This window comes from Pseudoalteromonas sp. SK18, from assembly GCF_001974855.1.
Classification (GTDB): domain Bacteria; phylum Pseudomonadota; class Gammaproteobacteria; order Enterobacterales; family Alteromonadaceae; genus Pseudoalteromonas.
On record NZ_MTQB01000002.1, the window covers coordinates 286086 to 308874 of the forward strand.

Genomic DNA, 22789 nt, shown 5'->3' on the forward strand with positions numbered 1-22789 from the left:
TAAAAACAATAACTTGATCACACAAAAATTACCCGCGACAGGGGGGAACCAAAATGATAAGAAGATCGCTTTTTGTTAAAAATAAAATAGTACTCGGCTTAACAGCTGCGGCTATGGGGTTATCTGCAGCACAGACACAGGCTGCAACATTTGAGGTAGGCGGTTTTGATGTCGCCTTCGATTCTACTTTTTCTTATGGCCAAAGTATTCGTGTTGAAGACCGTGACTTTAGCATTATAGGTAAAAGTAATAACCCATCTTTCGATTGGACTGGCTATAACCCAGCACTCAATACGATATACACTTCTCAAGACGTCTGGGCACAACCAGGCTCTTACTCGAACAACGGCGATGCCGGTGATTTAAACTTTAATAGCGGCGAGTCTTTCTCAAAACTATTAAAGGGCACGCATGACCTTTCAATAAGTAAAGATAACTACGGTTTATTTACCCGTTTTATGTATTTTTATGATTTTGAATTAATGGACGGCGATCGTGCTTATGTTAATCCAACATCAGGGCAAGGCGTAGACCCTTGTGACGACGATGATACAAAAGAGCAAAGCTGTGCCGACCTTCGTTTACTTGATGCCTACGTATGGGCCAACTTTGATTTAAACGATGGTTATAATCCGTTGTCAATTCGCTTGGGACAACAAGTAGTAAACTGGGGTGAAAGTACGTTAATTTCTCATGGTATTAACGTAAATCCGGTGGATATTGACCGTTTAAAAGCACCGGGTGCTGAACTAAAAGAAGCGTTTATTCCGGTTGGTATGTTATGGGCATCGCTAGGGCTTACTGAAAATATGACCTTAGAAGGTTTTTATCAGTATCAATGGCATGAAACCCGCCTACCAGCAGCAGGGACTTATTTTTCTACCAATGATTTTGCTGCAGAAAACGGTTACCAACAAAACGTACAGCTAGGCTTTACCTCAAACCCTGATATCGATTTAGCGTTTTTAACAGATAACTTAAATAACCTGATGGCAACATATGGCCAAGTGGCTGCGAGCCAAGGTATTGACCCATCAAGCGCAGCTGGCCAGCAGTTACTGGCAAATATGTACTTAGCGTACCCGACCAAGGTCGCGCTGAAAGGCAAAGGCTACGATGGCAAAACAGAGCCAGATGATGGCGGCCAATATGGTTTACGTTTAGGCATGTTCTTACCGGAGTGGAACGATACAGAAGTGGCACTTTACCATGTAAATTATCACAGCCGTCGCCCACTTATTTCGGGTCGCGTATCTAATTTCACGCAAGCATCATTGCAACAAGATTTAGCGATGATTGCCACCACTGAAATTACCTCTGATAATGTATCAGATCTAAAAGCATTTGCTAAAGCAACCAACGAATACCCTGAAGATATCAAACTATATGGTTTGAGTTTTAACACCTCACTGGGCGAAACCGCATTTGCAGGTGAATTCACTTTCCGTGAAGACGAACCACTGCAAATAGATGACGTAGAATTACTTTATGCTGCAATGCCTGAGCAATTAGCTATCGCAGGGTTACGCCCTGAGTTTGCAGGCATCTCGCAAATGAGTAAAGGTGATGCAGCAAGTGTGGTTGGCCCTGGTGAATTAGCCAAAGGTTATATTGAACGAAATACGTCGCAATTACAGTTTACTGCAACGCATTTATTCGGCCCTTCATTAGGTGCTGATAGCTGGGCAGTTGTCGGTGAAATTGGTGGTGTTCGCATCAACAATATGCCTGAATACGATGAAATGCGCTTAAATGTGTCTGGTACTGGTCGAAGCGGTATCATGCAAGGCCCAGGTAGTTCAGACTATTCTGCATTACACATGGCGTTATCAAATGGCCCTGAGCAAAAATCGTTTGCTACGGCTTCATCGTGGGGCTATCGCCTAATTGCTAAAGGCGATTACTTTAACCTTTACAACGGTATTAACTTCTCACCACGTTTTGTTTTTTCGCATGATGTAAATGGTAATACGCCGGATCCAATGTTCTTATTCATTGAAGATCGTAAGTCATTAGGTGCTACTATGAGCTTTAATTACCAAAATGCATGGTCTTTAGATGTAAGTTACAACTCATTTTGGGGTGGTGGCGACACCAACACTTTCTCTGACCGAGATTACGTTTCTTTTAACTTAAAATATTCTATCTAGGGGTAACATTATTATGATTAAAAAACCTACCCTCATTGCTACAGCGTTTTGTAGTTTGTTTGCAAGTCACGCAGCGCTGGCTAAAATTAGCCCAGAAGAAGCTGCGCGCCTTGGTAAAGACTTAAGCCCAATGGGTGCAGAAAAAGCAGCGAATGCTGATGGCTCAATCCCAGCATGGAATGGCGGTATTACTGCTGCACCAGCAGGTTATGAACCGGGTATGCATCACTTAGACCCTTATGCAACCGATAAAGTATTATTCACTATTGATAAAAGTAATATTGATAAATACAAAGAAAACTTAAGCCCAGGGCAAATAGCATTATTTGAAGCGTACCCAGATACGTTTAAAATGCCAGTGTATGAAACACGCCGTTCTGCGTCTTTCCCACAATTTGTGTACGATGCAACTAAAAAGTTTGCAACGACTGCTGAATTAGTTGAAGGCGGTAATGGTATTAAGAGCACAGCTATTGGTATTCCATTTCCAATCCCTAAAACGGGTTTAGAAGCAATTTGGAACCATTTACTTCGTTACCGTGGTCAATCAATTGAGCGTTTTGGCGGTCAGGCAGCACCGACGGCATCGGGTTCATATAACTATGTTGGTTTTGATGAGCAGTTATTAGTTAAATATTCTGATCCAAGTGCTACCCCGGCTGAACTTCAAGACTCTAATATCTTGTTTAAGTTTAAACAGCAAGTAACTGAGCCTGCGCGTTTGGCAGGTACCGCGTTATTGGTGCATGAAACCATGGATCAAATTTTAACGCCGCGTCAAGCGTGGACGTATAACTCGGGTCAGCGTCGTGTTCGCCGTGCACCTAATGTAGCGTATGATGCACCGGGTACAGCAGCAGATAGCTTACGTACAACCGATGATTTTGACATGTTTAACGGCTCGCCAAATCGTTATAACTGGACGCTAAAGGGTAAGCAAGAGCTTTATATCCCATACAATAGCTACAAGCTTCACAGCGACAAGCTAACTTATGACGATATTTTAAAGCCTGGACACATTAACCCAGAACACACTCGTTACGAAAAACACCGTGTGTGGGTTGTTGAAGCGAACTTGAAAGATGACACCCGTCATATTTATAAAAAACGTGTGTTCTATATCGATGAAGATAGCTGGCAAGTGCATGTTACCGATATTTACGATAATCGTGATCAACTTTATCGTGTAGCCATGGCTTATGGCCTTAACTATTACGAAGTACCGACGCAGTGGAGTACACTTGAGGTGTATCACGATCTTAACTCACGTCGCTACTTAGCCATTGGTTTAGATAACCAAGAAAAGATGTATGATTTTTCTCAGTCATTCAATGACAATGAGTTTACATCGAGCGCTTTACGCCGCGCAGGCAGATAGTATAAAAGCTGGCACCTAGTTTCCTAGGTGCCTTTTTTGTTTCACATCGCGTTTGTCTATTAACGCACAGGTTTTCCTCCTTATAACAGACAAACAAATCCTCAGTTCAAGGCGAATTTAATTTATGAAGTATTTAGTCTATGCCAGCCTGATCCTAAGCGGTGCGAGTTTTGCACAAGACGCACCTCAAAGTGCGATTAGCGCAATTAATGCAGATAAAACACTCCTTACCGATATTACCCAAACCTCAGCCGGGCTTATTGCTGTGGGTAAACACGGGACAGTGATTAAAAGTGTTGATGGTAGTGACTGGCAACAAGCGCAATCGGTACCTACACAAGTATTATTAACAGCGGTTGAATTTACCAACGATTCTAATGGCTGGGCATGTGGACATGACGCCACAATTATCAATACCACCGATGGTGGTGAAAATTGGCAATTACAACAATCAAAACCGAGCTTAGATAAACCCTGTTTAGATATTTATTTTAAAGATGACTTACATGGCTATGCGGTTGGTGCCTATGGTATGTTTTATCAAACATCTGATGGCGGAAAAAATTGGCAAAAACGTTTTTTAGATTCGCTATTATTTAGTGAAGATAGAGCCTATTTAAATGATTTAAAACAAACAGATCCTGAAGGTTATGAAATAGAAACCTCGTCTATTTTGCCTCATTTTAACCGCATAGAACCGACTAGCAGTGGTTTAATGCTAGTGGGTGAGATGGGGTTAATGGCAAAAAGTGATGACGACGGTCAAACATGGCAACGTTTGGATGAAATTTACCCTGGTTCATTTTTTGGTTTTGCATCAGATTCATCAAGAGATATTGTAGCTGGACTACGCGGTAATATTTTTGTTAATGAGGCTAACAGCGGGCAGTGGCAGCACTTTGACAATGATAAAACAGCTACTGTAAACAGCATCATTAATTATAACGATAAACAATGGCTATTATTGGCTAATAGCGGTGTTATTTTTCATCTTAAGGATGATGTGCTTTCATACGAGCAATTGGCTGATGGTAAAGCGATTCTTGATGGCGTGATTGTAAAAGATAGACTTATCATGGCGACAGAAAACGGCATTAAAGTGAAGGAGTTGACCCCTTAATGCAAGCAATTTTAGATTTTTTAGAAAAAGCGATTTTTAGACACCGCTTAGTGGTACTCATAAGTTTTGTGTTGATCACCTGTTTATTGGTATTTAAAGCCACACACATTCAGCTTGATGCGTCATTTAATAAAAATATCCCGCTTAATCATGAATACATGAAGGTTTACACCAAGCATGAGAAACAGTTTGGTGGTGCTAATAGCATTTTAATTTCAGTATGTGACGACAGTGGTGATATTTTCAACCCTGAATTTTTTACCCAATTAAAAGCAGTTCATGATCAGCTTTATTTTATTCCAGGGGTAAATCGTCCTTTAGTAAATTCTATTTTTTCACCCAGTGCTCGTTTTGTTGAAGTTGTTGAAGACGGCTTTGCTGGCGGACCTATCATTCCAGCCAACTTTAAAGCAGACAAGCAGGGCTTAGGCGTTGTAAAAGAAAACATTGAAAAGGCCAAAGTAGTCGGTCGTATGATAGCAAGCGATTATTCGTGTGCCATGGTGACTGCGCAACTATTAGAAACCGACCCGCAAACACAAGAAAAATTAGACACTCTCGCGTTTGCAAAGAAGTTAGAAAGCGAAATCCGTGAGCCGCTCAGTACAGACGATATTAGTATTCATATTATTGGCTTTGCAAAAATGGCCGGCGACATCGCCGAAGGTGCAAAAGGGGTTGTTTTATTTTTTGCCATCGCGATTGCGTTTACATTCGTCATGGTATGGCTATTTTGTGGCAGCTTAAAGCTCACTATTTTACCGATTGTGTGTTCAATTATTGCTGTAATTTGGCAGTTAGGACTGCTCTCTAGTTTAGGCTTTGGCCTTGATCCTATGTCTATTTTAGTGCCGTTTTTAGTTTTTGCTATTGGTGTGAGCCATGGTGTGCAAATGATTAATGCGATTGGCAAAAAGGTTGCTGAGGGCAAAACTACATCAGTATGTTGTCAATCAAGCTTTAGAGCTTTACTCGTACCTGGTGGGATTGCGCTGTTATCGGATACGGTCGGCTTTTTAACCCTCTTAACCATTGACATCGGTATTATTCGTGAACTTGCTATTACTGCGAGTTTAGGGGTGGCGGTGATTATATTTACTAATCTGATTTTGTTGCCAGTGTGGGCATCATATATGCGCTTTGAAAACAGCATCCATATTCAATCAGGTGATGCCAACAAACCGAATATACTTGATGCTATGCGCGATTTGTTAGTTAAAGCAACCGACCCAAAAACAGCAAAAATCATTATTGGTTTCACGCTGGTTTTATTCGCACTGGGCTATTGGCAAGCAGATAAAATGCGTATTGGTGATTTACATGCGGGAGCACCATCCTTGCACCAAGATGCGCGTTACAACCAAGATACTTTCTTAATATCGGACAAATACACAATTTCATCTGATATTCTTAAAGTCATTGTAGAGGCTTATCCTGCAGCGTGTACTGAACATGATGTAATGGAGCGTATATCGCGTTTTCAATATAAAGTTGAAAATTTAGCCGGTGTACAATCTGCTGTGAGCCTAAGTTCAGTGGCTCAGTCGGTTAATGCCGGTTATAACGAGGGTAATTTAAAATGGCAAAGTTTGCCGCGCAATTCTGCCAGTTTAGTGCAATCAACCTCTCGAGTTGAAACAAGCACTGGCTTACTCAATGGCGATTGTTCAGTAATGCCAGTGATCATATTTTTAGACGATCACAAAGCACAAACTATTGATAACGTGATTGCAAAAGTAAAACAATTTGCTGTTGAAGAGGGCACAGAAAAACTTGCTTTCAAATTAGCATCAGGCCCTGTAGGCGTAATGGCTGCAACTAACGAGTCTGTTTCAGCCGCGCAAATCCCTATGATGCTCTATGTTTACGGTGCAGTAATTATTTTATGTTTACTTAGCTTTAAGAGCGTAAAAGCAACTATTGCGGTGGTGTTACCCTTGTACATAGTGTCAACCCTTGCACAGGCGCTTATGGTGCAGCTTGAAATTGGTTTAACTGTTTCAACTTTACCAGTAATTGCTTTGGGTGTAGGTATTGGTGTTGATTACGGTATTTATATTTTGTCATCGATGATGGGGCAGTTAAAACAAAACGTGCCGTTGAGTATTGCTTATCGTAATGCATTAGTTGAACGTGGTAGTGCGGTGTTATTTACCGGTATTACGTTAGCAATTGGTGTAAGTACGTGGATTTTTTCTGATTTGAAGTTCCAAGTTGATATGGGAATTCTGCTTACCTTTATGTTTTTAGTAAATATGTTAGGCGCAGTGTTACTTTTACCTGCAATTGGTAGCTTACTCTGGACTGACCAGAAAAAAGAAGGTGAATAAATTTGCTCCAAAATGGCCAGTAATGGCCATTTATATCTATATTTTGTGAATAGATGACCAAATAGCTGAAATGCTTAAAATGTTTTCATTGAAAAGGCTGTTTATTAGTTTCAAAAGGGTTAGAATTTAGCTGACTCCACGCTAATAAATGGCTGTACAAATATTCTGCTAAACTAGCAGTGATAGATTAAGGAACATACAATGACACGAAATGAAGGCCAAGCCTCGGTTATTTTAGATAACGTCTGTAAGCTTATCCAGAAAAAAGTTCGCGCTGATAATGTGTTACTCGTTGAGAAATTCGCCAAAGCCTTGTACAGCAATATGTCTAAAGAGGATTTGGCTAATCGTAACGACAGTGACTTATATGGTGCTGCACTCAGCCTTTGGAATTCGCTAGAAAAAAATACATCAGATGACGCAGTTATTCGCGTTTTCAATCCTGAAGTGGCAAAAGATGGCTGGCAGTCATCACATACCATTGTAGAGATTATCGCTAAAGACATGCCGTTTTTAGTCGACTCTGTACGTATGGCCATGACACGAGAAAACATCGCCTCTCACTTGCTATTGCATAGCCCACTGAAAATTCAACGTGATAAAAACGAAAAAATATCAGGGTTATCAAGCTTAAAAGCAGAGCAAGAATCAACATCAACAAAAACAGTGTTTTTTATAGAAATTGACCGCCAAACAGATGCATCTGTTATTGAGTCTTTCAAAAAAGAGCTTGAATCTGTATTGGTTGATGTTTCGGTTGCCGTTGAAGATTGGCAGCCTATTCGTGAAAAACTCATAGCGGTTAGTAAAAACCTGCCTAAAAGCCATAAAGATAAAAATGATAATGAAATCAACGAAACCGTTGAGTTTTTAGATTGGCTAGTAAAAGATAACTTTACTTTAATGGGTTACCGTCAATATGAGCTGTCGCCAGTTCAGGGCGATTATCAATTAAAAGGCAAAATGGATACTAGCTTAGGGTTAATGAAAAACTCTGATGCAGAACACACACGTTTGCTTTCTGAACTGCCAGAAGTAGCGCAAAGAGAAGCGCGAAGCAGTAACTTATTAATTTTAACTAAAACTAATTCATTGTCTCGTGTTCATCGCCCAGCTTATATAGATTATGTGGGTGTTAAACGTTTTGATGACAAAGGCAATGTTATTGGTGAAGACCGTTTTATTGGTTTGTTTTCATCAAACTTTTATAACAATAGTGCTGCTGATGTACCGGTCCTTAAAAGTAAAATTAATCGTATTATGGATATGTGTGACTTCGCTAAAGGGACACATGCATACAAAGCCGTATTAAATATATTAGAAACTTACCCACGCGACGAACTGGTACAAGCTCGTGAGAATGAGTTACTTGAAGTTGCCATGGGCGTATTGCAAATACAAGAACGCGATATGTGTCGTTTATTTGTACGCAAAGATGCATACGGCCGTTTTTTATCATGCATGGTTTACGTACCTCGTGAGCGTTATAATACAGCGCTGCGCCGCGAAACGCAGGCTATTTTAGCCAACGCATTTAATTCTGACGTAAAAGTCGAATTTACTACCTATTTCTCTGAGTCTACACTGGCGCGTACCCATTACACTGTTCGTGTGACCGACAACAATATTGAATATAACGTGAAAGATATAGAAAACAATCTAATAGAAGCCGCTCGTACTTGGGAAGATAAATTACAATCAGCCTTACTTGAATCTGCTGGTGAGGCCCGTGGTAATGAATTAAACCGTAAATATTGCAATGCGTTTGCACGCTCATACAAAGAAGAAGTATTACCTAGCGCTGCAGTGGTCGATATTGAAAAGCTAGAAATGCTAAGCGATGATAACAAGTTAGAAATGTTGTTTTATCGTCCGCAAGAAGAAGCAAGTAGTAACATCGTACGTTTAAGCTTATTCCATAAAGATGAGCCAATTCATTTATCTGATGTTATGCCAATGCTTGAAAATTTTGGCTTACGTGTTGTAGGTGAAACGCCATACTCGGTTAAAACCAGTGATGGTTGCGTTAATTGGATCATGGACTTCTCAATGCTAATTGATAGCAAAGGGATGGCTGATTTTGACAAGATCTCTGCACGTTTTCGTGCTGCGTTAACCAGTGTATGGGCAAACCGCTTAGAAAACGATGGCTTTAACCGTCTTGTGTTAATGGGTGGTTTAACGGGTCGTGAATCTTCAATTTTACGTGCATACGCAAAATACATGCGCCAAATTGGGGTCACTTTCTCGCAAACGTATATTGAAAGCACCTTTGCGAATTACCCGCATATTGCCGCTAAAATTGTAAACTTATTCTCTAAAAAGTTCTCTGTAAAAAGCCCTGCAAGTGCTAAAACGCTTGAAAAGCTAGGCTTGGAAATTTACGCAGAGTTAGAAAACGTTGCCAACCTTGATGATGATCGTATTATCCGTTTATACGTTGATATGATTGTTGCCACACTGCGTACTAACTACTTCCAAAAAGATGCTGAAGGCAAATTTAAGTCTTACATCTCACTTAAAATTCAGCCAAGTTTAATTCCAGAAGTCCCACTACCTGTTCCAGCGTTTGAGATATTTGTTTATTCTCCACGTGTTGAAGGTGTGCATTTACGTTTTGGTAAAGTTGCCCGTGGTGGGTTGCGTTGGTCAGACCGTCGTGAAGATTTCCGTACAGAAGTACTTGGCTTAGTAAAAGCGCAACAAGTAAAAAATACCGTTATTGTACCGGTAGGTTCTAAAGGTGGATTTGTATGTAAACAACTACCTAGTGAACGTGAAGCGTTTATTAAAGAAGGCCAAGAATGTTATAAAATCTTCATTCGTGGTTTATTAGACATTACAGATAATATTGACCGCGGTGAAATAGTACCTGCTGTTGATGTTACTCGCCATGATGAAGACGATGCGTACCTAGTAGTAGCAGCGGATAAAGGCACAGCAACATTCTCTGACATTGCCAATGGCATCGCAAACGAATATAACTTCTGGCTAGGTGATGCGTTTGCATCAGGTGGTTCTGTAGGTTATGACCATAAGAAAATGGGTATCACAGCGCGTGGTGCATGGGAGTCTGTTAAACGTCATTTCCGTGAAATGGATATTAACTGTCAAACAACAGACTTTACAGCAGTTGCTATTGGCGACATGGCCGGTGACGTATTTGGTAATGGTATGCTGTTATCAAAGCATATTCGCTTGCAAGTGGCATTTAACCACTTACATATTTTCGTTGATCCAAACCCTGATGCAGCGGCTTCTTACCCAGAGCGTGAGCGTTTATTTAATTTACCGCGTTCATCATGGGAAGATTACAATAAAGAGTTAATCTCAAGCGGTGGTGGTATCTTCTCGCGTGCTGCTAAGTCGATTACGCTTACGCCTGAAATGAAAAAGATGTTAGGCACTAAAAAAGCCAGCATGACGCCAAATGAGTTGATTAAAGCATCATTAATGATGAACTATGATTTATTGTGGAATGGCGGTATCGGTACTTACATTAAGCATTCTAAAGAAACGGATGCTGATGTTGGGGATCGTGCAAACGATGCGCTGCGCATAAATGGTAAAGACCTTGGTGCTAAAGTATTTGGTGAAGGTGGTAACTTAGGTGCAACCCAACTAGGTCGTATTGAGTTTGCAACTCAAGGCGGTCGCGTAAATACTGACTTTATCGATAACGTAGGTGGGGTTGCGTGTTCAGATAACGAAGTAAATATTAAAATTTTACTCAATGGTTTAGTTGCGGAAGGCGACTTAACGCGTAAGCAACGTGACGAACTACTTTATTCAATGACTGATGAAGTGTCTGAATTAGTACTTAAAGATTGTTATCGTCAAACGCATACCTTATCGATTACTCAATCGAAAGGAACCTCTACGCTTAAAGAAAAAGTACGCTTTATCCATGCGCTTGAAAAAGATGGCAAGCTAGACCGTGCAATTGAGTTTATTCCTACTGATGAAGAGCTGGCAGAACGCGCCGCCGCAGGTAAAGATTTAACGCGCCCTGAGTTATCTGTATTGGTTTCTTATGCGAAAATGGTGCTCAAAGAGTCATTAGTCACTGATGAAATTACAGAAAACCCGTATTACCGTCAGTTATTAGTTAAATCATTCCCGCGTCCATTACGTGAGAAATTTAATGATGCAATGGATAATCATCCGCTACGCAAAGAGATTATTGCCACTAAGTTAGCAAATAATATTGTTAATGATATGGGCTTAAACTTTATGGTGCGTATGAATGAAGAAACCGGTGCAAATGAAGCTGAAATTGCATTGTGTTACTCAATCGCAAGTGAAATTTTCCAAATGCGTGAAACATGGTTATCTATTAGTGATCTTGATAATAAGATACCATCAAGCGTACAAACAGAAATGTTATACCAATTACGCCGTACAGTTCGCCGTGCAACACGTTGGTTCCTGCGTCATCGCACCAAAGCACAATCAATTGAGCAAGCGATCGAAATATTCTCACCAACATTTGCAGATTTAAGTGAAAACTTAACTAAATACATCGTTAAAACAGAAAGCGATCGTATTGTAAGTGCGCGTGAAGAACTAACGCAAAGCGGTGTACCTGCTGATATTGCACAGCGTATTGTATCGTTATCAAGCTTATTCTCGGTAATGGATTTAACGCAAATTGCACAAAACTCTAATCGTAAAATTGATATGGTGTCGCACACTTACTTTAAATTAGGTGCGCAAATGGGACTGCATTGGTTCTTAGATCAAATCACTAATCAACCGGTTTCTAACCATTGGCAGGCATTAGCGCGTGCGTCATATCGTGAAGAGTTAGATTGGCAGCAACGCACCTTGTCAGAAGTTGTATTAAACAGCTTTGAAGGTGAAAACAGTGATGTAGATGGCCAAATTGAACAATGGATGGATAGTCAAGATCTGTTGCTTCAACGTTGGAAGCAAATGCTGACAGAGTTTAAAACATCGCAAAGCCATGATTTTGCTAAGTTTTCTGTCGCATTAAGAGAGCTTATGTTGCTTGGTCACAATTGTGATACATCAGCAAAGTAACAAACTGCTATTGATTAAAACTAATCGTTAAACAGTTTTTGTTATATAATACCTCAGCCTTGTCTGAGGTATTTTTTTGTCTACAATTTTAAGAGGATTATATTCATGTTCTACGATTTAGCTCGCCGTTTTATGTTTACCCGTGATGCGGAGTGGGCACATGATTTTGCTCTTAACAACTTACGTCGCTTTGCTAACACACCATTAAGTGCGGCATGGGCACAAAGTGTTGCTAATAAGCCGGTAAATTTTTTAGGTTTGGAATTTAAAAACCCAGTAGGACTTGCTGCAGGCCTAGATAAAAACGCTGAGTGTATCGATGCCTTTGCCCAAATGGGCTTTGGTTTTGTTGAAGTGGGTACAGTAACACCGCGTCCTCAAGCGGGTAACGATAAGCCTCGTATGTTTAGATTGCCACAGTCAAATGCGATTATTAATCGTATGGGCTTTAATAACAAAGGTGTTGATAATTTAGTTAATAATGTAAAAGCAGCTAAGTACGATGGCATTTTAGGTATTAATATCGGCAAGAATAAAGATACCCCAAATGAGCAGGGTAAAGATGACTACATTCACTGTATGCGAAAAGTGTTTGAGCATGCATCCTATATTACAGTAAATATTTCATCACCTAATACACCTGGCCTACGAGACCTACAATATGGCGCAGCATTAGATGATTTATTGCAAAGTCTAAAAAATGAACAGCTTGATTTAATTGCCAAGCATAATAAACAAGTGCCTATGCTGGTTAAAATTGCACCAGACTTAGATCCAATTCAAATTGAACAGGTCAGTGAGTCATTATTAAATAATAAAATTGATGGTGTTATAGCCACAAATACCACCTTAGAGCGCAGTTTAGTTCAAGGTCAGCAATATGCTGATGAGGCTGGCGGTTTATCCGGTGCGCCAGTTAGAGAGCGTTCAACCCATGTTGTTTCTGAACTCAAGCGCTTAACAAATAATCAGTTACCTATTATTGGTGTGGGTGGTATTGATGACGCTCAATCAGCAAAAGAAAAGTTTGATGCGGGTGCAGATTTAGTCCAAGTTTATACCGGTTTTATATACAAAGGACCGCAATTGGTAAAGTCGATCATTAACCACTTATAAGGATCAGTTATGTAAGCTTTTGATCGTTCGATAAATGTTCTAAAAAGACGTTTTAAAAATGGTCAAAAGCAGCTATACTCTAAGCTTATTGTCTTATTTTATTTTTTTAAGTACTAAGTAGGGGGGAGCAAATGTTACAAGCGTCAAAGCAATGGCAATGGATAGCATGCGCTGAGAAAAACCGCTTACTGCTTGATTTAAATGACGATATGCAACTTTGCACACCTTATAAGCTTAGACAATTAACTGATTGCGCTTTTAAAAATCCTTACTTCAGCCTTGAAGATGCGGCTTTTTATGAGCAAGTCTATTATTATCTTGAGCAGTTTAATTTATGGAACTCTGCTCAGTTATGCCAAATAGCCCTTAATGCAACGGCAGTTAAATTTCAACTAAAGCCTGTGTTAGCAAAAAGTTGGTTTTTTAAACCATATACCGGTAGTACGCCCAGTACTGAAGCGGTTATAAACTTAAGCTCTGAGTCACAAACAGGCGAGTTCTTAATTGTAGAGCATTGCCCTGATGCTTCTGTTTGTATAAATTTAAGCGAAACTTTTGCACTTGACGGCAATTTATCACTTGCCCAGTTTGAAGTGATCCGCGTATTAAACAATCGTGTTTTCCCCCTCATTACCTCACAGTACGATAGTCAAACAGCTTAGCCTAATTTAGTCTCTAGGGCTTGTTTATGGCGTATTTGTACGCAAACCTATGTTATAATCCCGCGCAATTAGCTATTAAGGGTTTTTACTTTGCAATTTATCGCACTTACTTCTATCGGAATCGAAAATTTATTGGTTGATGAACTTACAGAACTTGGCGCTACGGTGTCAAAACAAACTGTGGGTTCTGTTCGCTTTGAGGCTGACTCATTGCTAGCGCAAAAGGTGTGTTTATCAACACGCTTTGCTACGCGTGTACTTATGCTTATTGAAAAAAAAGAAGGCGTAAATGACAAAGACAGCTTGTATAAATTTGCACGCTTGCAACCTTGGCAAGAGTGGTTTGGTCCAACACAAACTTTTGCAGTTGACTTTAATGGCACAAACGATTCACTTAAAAATACCCAATTTTCAGGTCTAGTGATTAAAGATGCCATTGTTGATTACTTTAACGATTTATTTGAACAGCGCCCAAATGTTGATAAGCAAGATGCCAATGTGCGAGTAGTTGCCCGTTTAAATCGTCACGGTGTTTCACTTTATATTGATTACTCAGGGCCGCGTTTATCAGAGCGTGGTTACCGCCAAGGCCAAGGTAAAGCACCAATTAAAGAGCATTTAGCTGCGGCAATAATAAAACGCAGTGGCTGGCTTGAAAATGTCAATCAACCGCTATTCGATCCATGTTGTGGCGCTGGTACTATTTTAATTGAAGCGGCGGGTATGGCACGTAATGAAGCGCCTGGATTATTCCGTGAAGGGTTTGCGTTTGAGCGTTTACCTAGCTTTAGAGTGGCAAAATTCAAAGAACTTAAAGAGCAGCTTTTAGCGAATATTACTGATCCTAAATTATGGCTAATTGGCCATGATTACGATGCACAAGTACTTGATAAAGCGATTGCCAATGCAAAACGCGCCGAGCTTGATACGGTGATTAAATTTAAGCAAAGCGATGCGACAAAACTGACGAGCGTTGCAAAATTACCGGGTGTTGTTATTTCAAACTTACCCTATGGTGAGCGTATTGGTTCTATGGCTGAACTTGTAAACTTGCATCGTAGTTTAGGTGTTGGTTTTAAAAAGCACTTTAATCATTGGAAGCTCGCTTTACTGGGTATGGATGAAAGCCTGTTTAAATTGCTTAAATTAGTAAAGCAAAAACGCTATAAATTTAAAAATGGCCCCCTGGATGTTGAATTAAACCTATATCAGTTAGATGACAAGCAAGTTAGCCTTACCACTGATGACAAACCCGCTTTAAATTTTGAAGGTTCAATGGCGTTTGCTAATCGCCTGAAAAAGAACAAGCAAGGTTTAAAAAATTGGCTTAAGCAAAACCAAGTCCATGCGTATCGTGTTTACGATGCAGATATTCCTGAATACAACGTTGCTGTTGATATTTATGATGATTCAGCTGTTATTTTTGAATACGCGGCACCGAAAGAGATTGATGAAAAAACCTCAGAGAAGCGTTTACAAGATGTTATTAGCTTAACAGCACAACAACTTGATATTGCACCTGAAAACATTGCTGTAAAAGTACGTAAAAAGCAAAAGGGTGAAGAGCAATATACACCCATGGCTAAGCAAAATAGAACCATGGTGGTAGAAGAGTTTGGTGCTAAGTTTAAAGTTAATTTATTTGACTATTTAGACACGGGGCTATTTTTAGATCATCGCCTTGCACGTCGTTACATTCAAGAAAACGCTAAAGATAAGCGCTTTTTGAACCTGTTTGCTTACACAGGGACGGCCTCAGTACATGCAGCCATTGGTGGCGCAAAAGCGATTACTACCGTTGATTTATCTAAAACCTACTTAAAGTGGGGCCAAGATAACTTTGCGCTTAACGATATTAGCAATACGCGCTATCGTTTTGAGCAAGCAGATTGTTTAAAATGGTTAGAGCATGCACAAGGGCAATACGACTTGATCTTTTTAGACCCTCCAACATTCTCTAACTCTAAGCGAATGAAAGATGCGTTTGATGTACAAAATGATCACATTAAGCTGTTAACTTGGGTTAAAAAAATATTGAGCCCATCGGGTACGCTTATATTTTCTAACAATAAACGCGGCTTTGTGATGGACGAAGTAGGTTTAATGGGCTTAGGCTTAAAAGCAGAAAATATTTCTGAAAAAACCTTATCCCCTGACTTCAAACGTAATAAAAAAATTCACAATAGCTGGTTAATTAAACATGGCTAAGTGGGTTTTATATCACACCGACGGCTGCCACTTGTGCGAGCAAGCACAGCAGCTGTTAAAACCGTTACTTTCATCAACAGATGAATTACAACTTATTGATATTATGAGCGATGACGCATTAATTTTAGAATATCAAATAAGTATCCCGGTTTTAAAAAATCAACAAGGCCAACAATTATTTTGGCCTTTTACTGCACCTCAGGCGCAGCAGTTTTTAGCGCAAGCAGAATAAGAGTAAAGATTAACTATGGATTTAATTAGAATTTCAAAAGCACAACTAGCTTACGGTACACACCCACTACTTGATAATGCAGATGCGGTTATAGAAAGCGGCGAACGTGTGTGTATTGTAGGGCGTAACGGTGCGGGTAAATCAACGCTTTTAAAAGTACTCGATGGTCAAGTAATACTTGATGATGGCGAAATAAACCAAGTTGGTAGTTTAAAAATATCGCGTTTAGAGCAAGATCCGCCTAAAGGGGCAAGCGGTACTGTATTTGACTACGTAGCCCAAGGTATGCCTGAAATTGCTAACTTACTGATTGATTTTCATCATGTAAGCACACAACTGCAAACAGATTGCACTGATCAACTATTAAATAAATTAGAGCGTTTATCTAATAAATTAGAGGCGGCAGATGGCTGGCGTTTTGACAGTCGAATTCAACTTGTACTTACTCAATTAGAGCTAACCCCTGATGCGAAACTAGAATCACTTTCTGGTGGTTGGTTACGTAAAGTTGCATTAGCGCGTGCTTTAGTGAGTGAGCCTGATTTATTACTGCTCGATGAGCCTACTAACCATTTGGATATGACAAGTGTTATGTGGTTAGAGCAATTCTTAAAAGAATTTAAAGGCGGTATTGTATTTATATCTCATGACCGTGCATTTATTCGCGCTGTTGCTACACGTATTTTAGATTTAGATCGCGGTAAACTGATTTCATACCCTGGTGATTATGCCACTTATTTAGAACAAAAAGCGCATGATTTAAAAGTAGAAGAAACACAAAATGCATTGTTCGATAAACGTTTAGCGGAAGAAGAGGCATGGATCCGCCAGGGTGTTAAAGCCCGTCGTACTCGTAACGAAGGCCGTGTTCGTGAGCTGAAACAATTACGTAATGAACGCAAACAGCGTGTGGATCAGGTAGGCAAAACTGATTTCAATATTGAAACAGCCGATCGTTCAGGTAAGTTAGTATTTGAAGCGAAACACTTAAATCATGCATTTAAAGACAAAGTGATAGCTGATGGCTTCTCTACCTTAGTAATGCGTGGCGACCGTATCGGCTTGGTAGGCCCTAACGGCATAGGTAAAACAACGCTATTAAAATTACTATTTGGCGATTTAAAAGCAGACAGTGGTGAAATAAAGCAAGGTGTTAATTTAGAGTTTGCTTATTTCGATCAGTACCGTGAAAAACTTGATGAAGAAGCGACCGTTCAAGATAACGTTGCTGAAGGTAAGCAAGAGGTGATGATGGGCGGGCGCTCACGTCACGTGTTAGGCTATTTACAAGACTTTTTATTCCCGCCAGCACGCGCTCGCACACCGGTAAAAGCACTTTCAGGTGGTGAAAAAAACAGGTTGTTATTAGCCAAACTATTTTTGAAACCTTCAAATATATTAGTACTTGATGAGCCAACAAATGACCTAGATATAGAAACATTAGAGCTACTTGAAGATATTATTAATCAATATCAAGGTACTGTGCTGATTGTTAGCCATGACCGAGAGTTTATTGATAATACCTGTTCGAGTGTTTGGGCATTTGAAGGGAACGGCAAAGTTACTGATATAGTTGGCGGCTACAGTGATTATGAAGCGTATACCAACTATTTAGCAGAGCAGCAAAAGCAGCAGCAACAGCAGCCAGTAAAAAAAGTTGAAAAAACAGAGCCAACGCCAGTTAAAAGCAATAACAAAGCAAATAAACTCTCTTACAAATTAAAACTTGAACTAGAGCAACTACCTAATAAAATGGAACAACTTGAAGCTGAGCTTGAAAAACAACAAGAACGAGTAAGTCACGAAGATTTTTTCAAGCAAGACAGTGATATAACAGCCAAGGAATTGAACCATTTAGCCCAACTTGAGTCTGACCTTGAAGCCGCTTTTGAGCGTTGGGAAGAACTTGAAGAATTAAAGAATCAGTAGTAAGGAATAAAATGAAATATAAATTACTCGCGGCCAGCGTTTTAGCCACACTGAGTACATCAGCATTTAGTGCAACGTACCAGTTAACCGAATTAGGTGACTTTGAAGCTGCCAAACATACTTATGTTACTGATGTGAGTGAAAACGGACATGTCATTGGAGTTGCTAATGGCTTATACAATCTCCCCATTGATATTAGCTATATTGATTTTACAGATAATTCTATTGAGAGTGCGTACAACAACGAAGTTAGAACATTTGAATTAAGTGATAAAGAAATTACGTTTACACTTAATGATATTGAAAATAACGACGCCATCTACACCAATGCTGATGCACATGCATTCATGGTTCGCTTTATATCTGGTCTTTCTGGAAACTTTGAATATCAAAAAATCAGCTCACCTGTGGCAGTCAAGTACAGTAGTACGTCTGCTATTGAGCAACCATTATTTGACATTGCTTCTGTTGATTACAACGGACTAACGCGTTCGACAAGTAATTTTTATAATGGCGTTGCAGAAGACGGAACTACCGTTGGTTGGGGTAGTGCTCCCTTTGAGAAAACTACCTTTACACCGGATGGTGAAACAGTTGAAGAGACGTGGTTTACTCGCGATTTTATAGAGCGTGGTATTTTAATCTCTGCAGGTGGTGTTGAAGTGCCGCTTGTTCCAGAATTTAATGAATACGGTGGAACGAGTAAAGCGTCTGATATTGTTGCTACTGACACAGGTTATATCGTTGTTGGTAATGTATCCGTCGGTATCCCTACTGAAAGGCAAACCACACTTACTGATAATTGTGATGGCCTCGATGAGCCAATTATGGCATGTATTAATTCTTTTAATAATAATAATATGAATAATCGTGGCTTGTTCAATAAAACGGCCGTTAAGTGGATTCTAGATAGTGCTTATAATGTCACTTCAACAGAATTATTAGGTTTAGCGCTTACTCCAAAAGAAGACGAAGACAATAATCCGTTTATTAGTAATGCCTTAGCAGTTAATAAAAATGGCATTGCGGTCGGTTTTTCTAATACTCGTTATTTTGACCGAGATGCGACTATTTTAACTATGCCAACGTATTTTAAAGACGGTGACATAGTTGACTTTATTAGCCAGCAAGACGATTGGCAAGGTGGCAAAGCATTTGCAATCAATGATAATGATATTGTGGTTGGTTACGCTTCTAAAGGTATTGAGGGCAAGCTTAGAAACAAGCTTTTCTATCATGATATAAATACAAATACGACCGTTTTTCCTGAAGATTATTTTATTAGTTCAAGTTCATATGCGAATGATATTAATAACCAAGGCTATATCGTTGGTGAGGGTGAGATTGGAGAGACTGAAAGTACTCGCATATCAGAAGCATTTATTTATAAAATTGGTGATGACAAAATCACTAACCTAAACAGTTTGCTACCATGTTACGACACTGACGGTGAGACTGGCTTTAGTTATAAAATGGTTGAGGCTAAGTCAATTAATGAGAACAATGAAGTATTTGGTGTGGCGACTAAAACAGTTGAAAAACGAAATTCACTAGGTGAGGTGGTAACCGATATTAATGGTAACATTGAATATGAAAGTGTTGCAGTGGCGGTAAAACTTTCGCCTATCCCTAATGGTGAAGTTGAAAACTGTAAAGCTCCAGATGCAGAGTTTTATGAACGTAGCTCAGCCAGTTTTTCATGGTTTGGTTTATTACTGCTACCTTTAGTTGGATTAAGACGCGTTTTTCGTTTCTAAGTACAGCTATTCGTTTATAAAAAAACCAACTTGTTAAGTTGGTTTTTTTTTGTCTATAGTAATATAAACAGAAGCACTTGATGGAGTAGGCGCTAGTTATTTCTCGATGTCCAAGCTCGTCTCACCGAGCGGCGCCAAATCAAATCAATACCAAAATAACCAATAACACTAGCTATAGATGCACACACAAGTGAACCAACTAAAAAAGCGGGGCCAATTGTCGTTAAACTTTCTATAAACCATGCCCAACTTGCCTCAAACGCAAAATGTTGCTCCGGTTGATTAAGTACTAATGTGCCAACCAAGTATGAGCCGTAAAAAATAGGTGGCATTGTAAGTGGGTTAGTGATCCACACTAAAGCAACAGAAATAGGTAAATTTACTCTTAAGATTATGGCTGCGGCAGCTGCTAGCACCATTTGAAAAGGAACAGGGATGAATGCAAAGAAAAGTCCAACGGCAAAAGCACCGCGTGCTGAACGTCTATTTAAATGCCAAAGGTTAGCATCATGTAAAAGACGACCAAATATTTTTAGTGATTTGTGATGTCTAATTTTATTTGGATCAGGTAAAAACCGTTGGATCGTTTTTTTAGCCATTTAAAGCAACCATTTACGTCTGTGTGGATGAGTCTTGGATTTGTTGTCGGTGTCGTTGTTACCGTGTTTTATTATCAAACCCTTGAATTTACAGTTATCACAATTTCAATCCTCATTGTGAGCACGTATTTTAAGCCGTTTTTAACTGTATTGTTAGGCTTTATTTGCGGTATTTGTTGTGTAGTAGCACATTTTATCTTGTTTTATTCATTTGAATTGCCTGAACAGCACGAAAAATATGCTTATTCTGTCGGTGTTGTGGTCGAAGAGGTTATTTCTGCTACACCTCCCCAATATGTAAAAGTTAAAATAACGCGTTTGGAAGACAGAGAATATAGTCACTTTAGGACACCTTATGCCTTATTAACTATTAATTTTGCACAACCAATTCAATCTGGTGATGCTTTTAATGCTCAAGTGAGACTTAAAAACTATAGATCCATTAAGAATTTTACTGTTTTTGATAATCAGCTTTATGCTTTTACCCAAAAGATAGCGTTTAAAGGTACAGTGCTCAATAAACAGCTTAATATTAAAAGCTCTCAAAAAAGTAATGCCGTGTCAGCTTATAGAGCCTATGTCAAAAAGTTGGTAAATAATGCTGAGCTGAATTGGCTCTATTATGTGCTGTTAACTGGCGATAAGTCATTAATGACATTCGAGCATAAAGAGTTAATGCAGAGCCTTGGGTTAAGTCATTTGTTGGCGATTTCTGGATTACATATCTCTCTAGTGTTTGGTTTTTGTTATTTTGTTACACGGTTTTGTCTTAAGTTGGTTAAACCTGAACTAAATCAAGCCTTAAATGTTTCTATTTTTTATAGTGCTGCTGGTTTTATAGTCGCATTCTTATATGTTTACTTGAGTGATTTTATCATCTCCGCAACCCGCGCTTTAATTATGTTGGGCTGTTATTTATTGCTTTATTACTTGGCAAAGCAATCATTGAGGTGGCGCAGTATTTTATATGCGTTGGTTATTATTTTAGTGGTTAATCCATTTAGTTTGCTTAATCCTGGTCTGTATTTTTCATTTTTAGCGGTATGTATCATTTTTATGGTTTTAAAGCAGTTTCCGCTGAGAGGTCATACACTACTGGCCAATATTCGCACTCTTGTTGTTATTCAACTGGGATTATTTATTGGCTTGCTACCGCTATCATTATACTTTTTTAATGGCGTGAGTTTAGCGGGTTTAGTTTTAAATCTTGTCGCTATTCCCATTTTATCTTTTGTATTAATGCCCGCTTTATTTTTAAGTGTGTTGCTGGGATTATTAACCGATTGGTACGCATTTATTGTGTTGTATGATTTGCCACTGACCTATATTTATCAAATGTTGCAGGCAATACCACAGCACATACGGTGGCTTAATGTCGGTCAGGTAAGTATAACCACCGTGGTGCTGCTTTATAGTGCTGTTCCGTTACTTTATTTTATTGAGCTTCGCTTACTGGCGTGCATTCCGCTTTTGACTTTACCGTTTAACCATTACTTTACGCAAACTAGCCTTTGGCGGCTGAATGTATTTGATGTGGGACATGGACTAATGGTACTGATAGAAAAAGACAAGCACGCGTTTATTTATGACTTTGGCCCAAGTTACTTTAATCGTTTTAGTCGTGTGCCTAGTGTATTACTACCCTATATTGATGCCCATAATCTTACGGTAAGTACTGCGATTGTGAGTCATCAAGATAACGACCATGCCGGAGGTGTTACGCATTTTAAAGCGGCTGGCTATGCATGGAGCTTTGATTATTTTCATCCAAGTGGTTTATATAACGACTGCATAGCAACAACGATAGACTTTCAAGGCTTGAGTATTCAAACCTTTGCAAAAGAGGAGTTTAATAACAGTAATGATAATTCCTGTGTCGTTAAAATCTCAAGTGCAAACCACAGTGTGCTTCTCACTGGTGATATATCAAAGGCGAGGGAGTCTAAATTAATTAAAAAAGGGGATGATTTACAAAGTACCGTTTTGTTAAGTCCTCATCACGGCAGTGATAGTTCCTCCAGTGTCGAGTTTATTAAGGCCGTAAACCCAACATTTGTGATTCATTCAAGTGCGTATCAAGGTCAGTGGCAATTTCCAAGTAAAGCAGTGGTCAAGCGTTATAGTGAAATACACGCCAAACAATATAGCACCGGTGATGTAGGGCAAATTCGGGTTGATTTTTATGCTAAGCACCTAGAGCTGACTACTGCAAGAGGGGCGGAAAGTTATTGGTTTATCAAAGATTGACGTTTTGTTTTGCTGTTG

The 22789-nt window shown here is 39.4% G+C and carries 13 protein-coding genes; 12 read left to right on the plus strand and 1 reads right to left on the minus strand.

Features of this window, described 5'->3' with window-relative positions; translation table 11 throughout:
• The first annotated feature begins 53 nt into the window (after positions 1 to 53).
• From BW139_RS03175 to BW139_RS03225, 11 genes are all read left to right on the plus strand, one after another.
• The gene (locus BW139_RS03175; protein ID WP_076918647.1) at positions 54 to 2150 is read left to right on the plus strand and encodes a DUF1302 domain-containing protein; all 2097 of its coding nucleotides are present in this window, start codon (positions 54 to 56) and stop codon (positions 2148 to 2150) included.
• A gap of 13 nt (positions 2151 to 2163) precedes the next feature.
• On the plus strand, positions 2164 to 3528 hold the full coding sequence (locus BW139_RS03180; protein ID WP_076918648.1) for a DUF1329 domain-containing protein: 1365 nt from the start codon (positions 2164 to 2166) through the stop codon (positions 3526 to 3528).
• A 124-nt stretch (positions 3529 to 3652) separates the two neighbouring features.
• Positions 3653 to 4648, plus strand: coding sequence for a YCF48-related protein (locus BW139_RS03185; RefSeq protein ID WP_076918649.1), 996 nt, complete (start codon positions 3653 to 3655; stop codon positions 4646 to 4648).
• Positions 4648 to 6978 (plus strand): RND family transporter, encoded by a 2331-nt coding sequence (locus tag BW139_RS03190; RefSeq protein ID WP_033103387.1) that lies wholly within the window; start codon positions 4648 to 4650, stop codon positions 6976 to 6978. Before BW139_RS03185 ends, BW139_RS03190 begins: the two co-directional genes overlap by 1 nt.
• Before the next feature lie 201 nt (positions 6979 to 7179).
• Complete coding sequence (locus BW139_RS03195) at positions 7180 to 12021, plus strand: NAD-glutamate dehydrogenase (RefSeq protein ID WP_076918650.1); 4842 nt, start codon at positions 7180 to 7182, stop codon at positions 12019 to 12021.
• Between the two features lie 105 nt (positions 12022 to 12126).
• The gene (pyrD, locus tag BW139_RS03200; protein ID WP_076918651.1) at positions 12127 to 13137 is read left to right on the plus strand and encodes a quinone-dependent dihydroorotate dehydrogenase; all 1011 of its coding nucleotides are present in this window, start codon (positions 12127 to 12129) and stop codon (positions 13135 to 13137) included.
• A gap of 131 nt (positions 13138 to 13268) precedes the next feature.
• Complete coding sequence (locus tag BW139_RS03205; RefSeq protein WP_008112062.1) at positions 13269 to 13799, plus strand: cell division protein ZapC; 531 nt, start codon at positions 13269 to 13271, stop codon at positions 13797 to 13799.
• Between the two features lie 90 nt (positions 13800 to 13889).
• Positions 13890 to 16007, plus strand: coding sequence for a bifunctional 23S rRNA (guanine(2069)-N(7))-methyltransferase RlmK/23S rRNA (guanine(2445)-N(2))-methyltransferase RlmL (gene rlmKL / locus BW139_RS03210; RefSeq protein WP_076918652.1), 2118 nt, complete (start codon positions 13890 to 13892; stop codon positions 16005 to 16007).
• Positions 16000 to 16239: a glutaredoxin family protein gene (locus BW139_RS03215; RefSeq protein ID WP_076918653.1), complete on the plus strand. Its 240-nt coding sequence runs from the start codon at positions 16000 to 16002 to the stop codon at positions 16237 to 16239. Before rlmKL ends, BW139_RS03215 begins: the two co-directional genes overlap by 8 nt.
• Before the next feature lie 15 nt (positions 16240 to 16254).
• Positions 16255 to 18168, plus strand: a complete 1914-nt coding sequence (locus tag BW139_RS03220; protein WP_076918654.1) for an ABC transporter ATP-binding protein — start codon at positions 16255 to 16257, stop codon at positions 18166 to 18168.
• Positions 18169 to 18179: 11 nt separating this feature from the next.
• A complete protein-coding gene (locus BW139_RS03225; protein WP_076918655.1) occupies positions 18180 to 19925 on the plus strand; it encodes a DUF3466 family protein in 1746 nt (581 codons plus the stop codon).
• 92 nt (positions 19926 to 20017) lie between these two features.
• On the opposite strand, the gene BW139_RS03230 is transcribed toward BW139_RS03225, so the two are convergent.
• The gene (locus tag BW139_RS03230) at positions 20018 to 20524 is read right to left on the minus strand and encodes a DUF2062 domain-containing protein (RefSeq protein ID WP_008112070.1); all 507 of its coding nucleotides are present in this window, start codon (positions 20522 to 20524) and stop codon (positions 20018 to 20020) included.
• On the opposite strand from BW139_RS03230, the gene BW139_RS03235 reads away from it, so the two are divergent.
• Positions 20504 to 22771, plus strand: coding sequence for a DNA internalization-related competence protein ComEC/Rec2 (locus BW139_RS03235; protein WP_076918656.1), 2268 nt, complete (start codon positions 20504 to 20506; stop codon positions 22769 to 22771). The genes BW139_RS03230 and BW139_RS03235 overlap by 21 nt on opposite strands.
• The last annotated feature ends 18 nt before the right edge of the window (positions 22772 to 22789 follow it).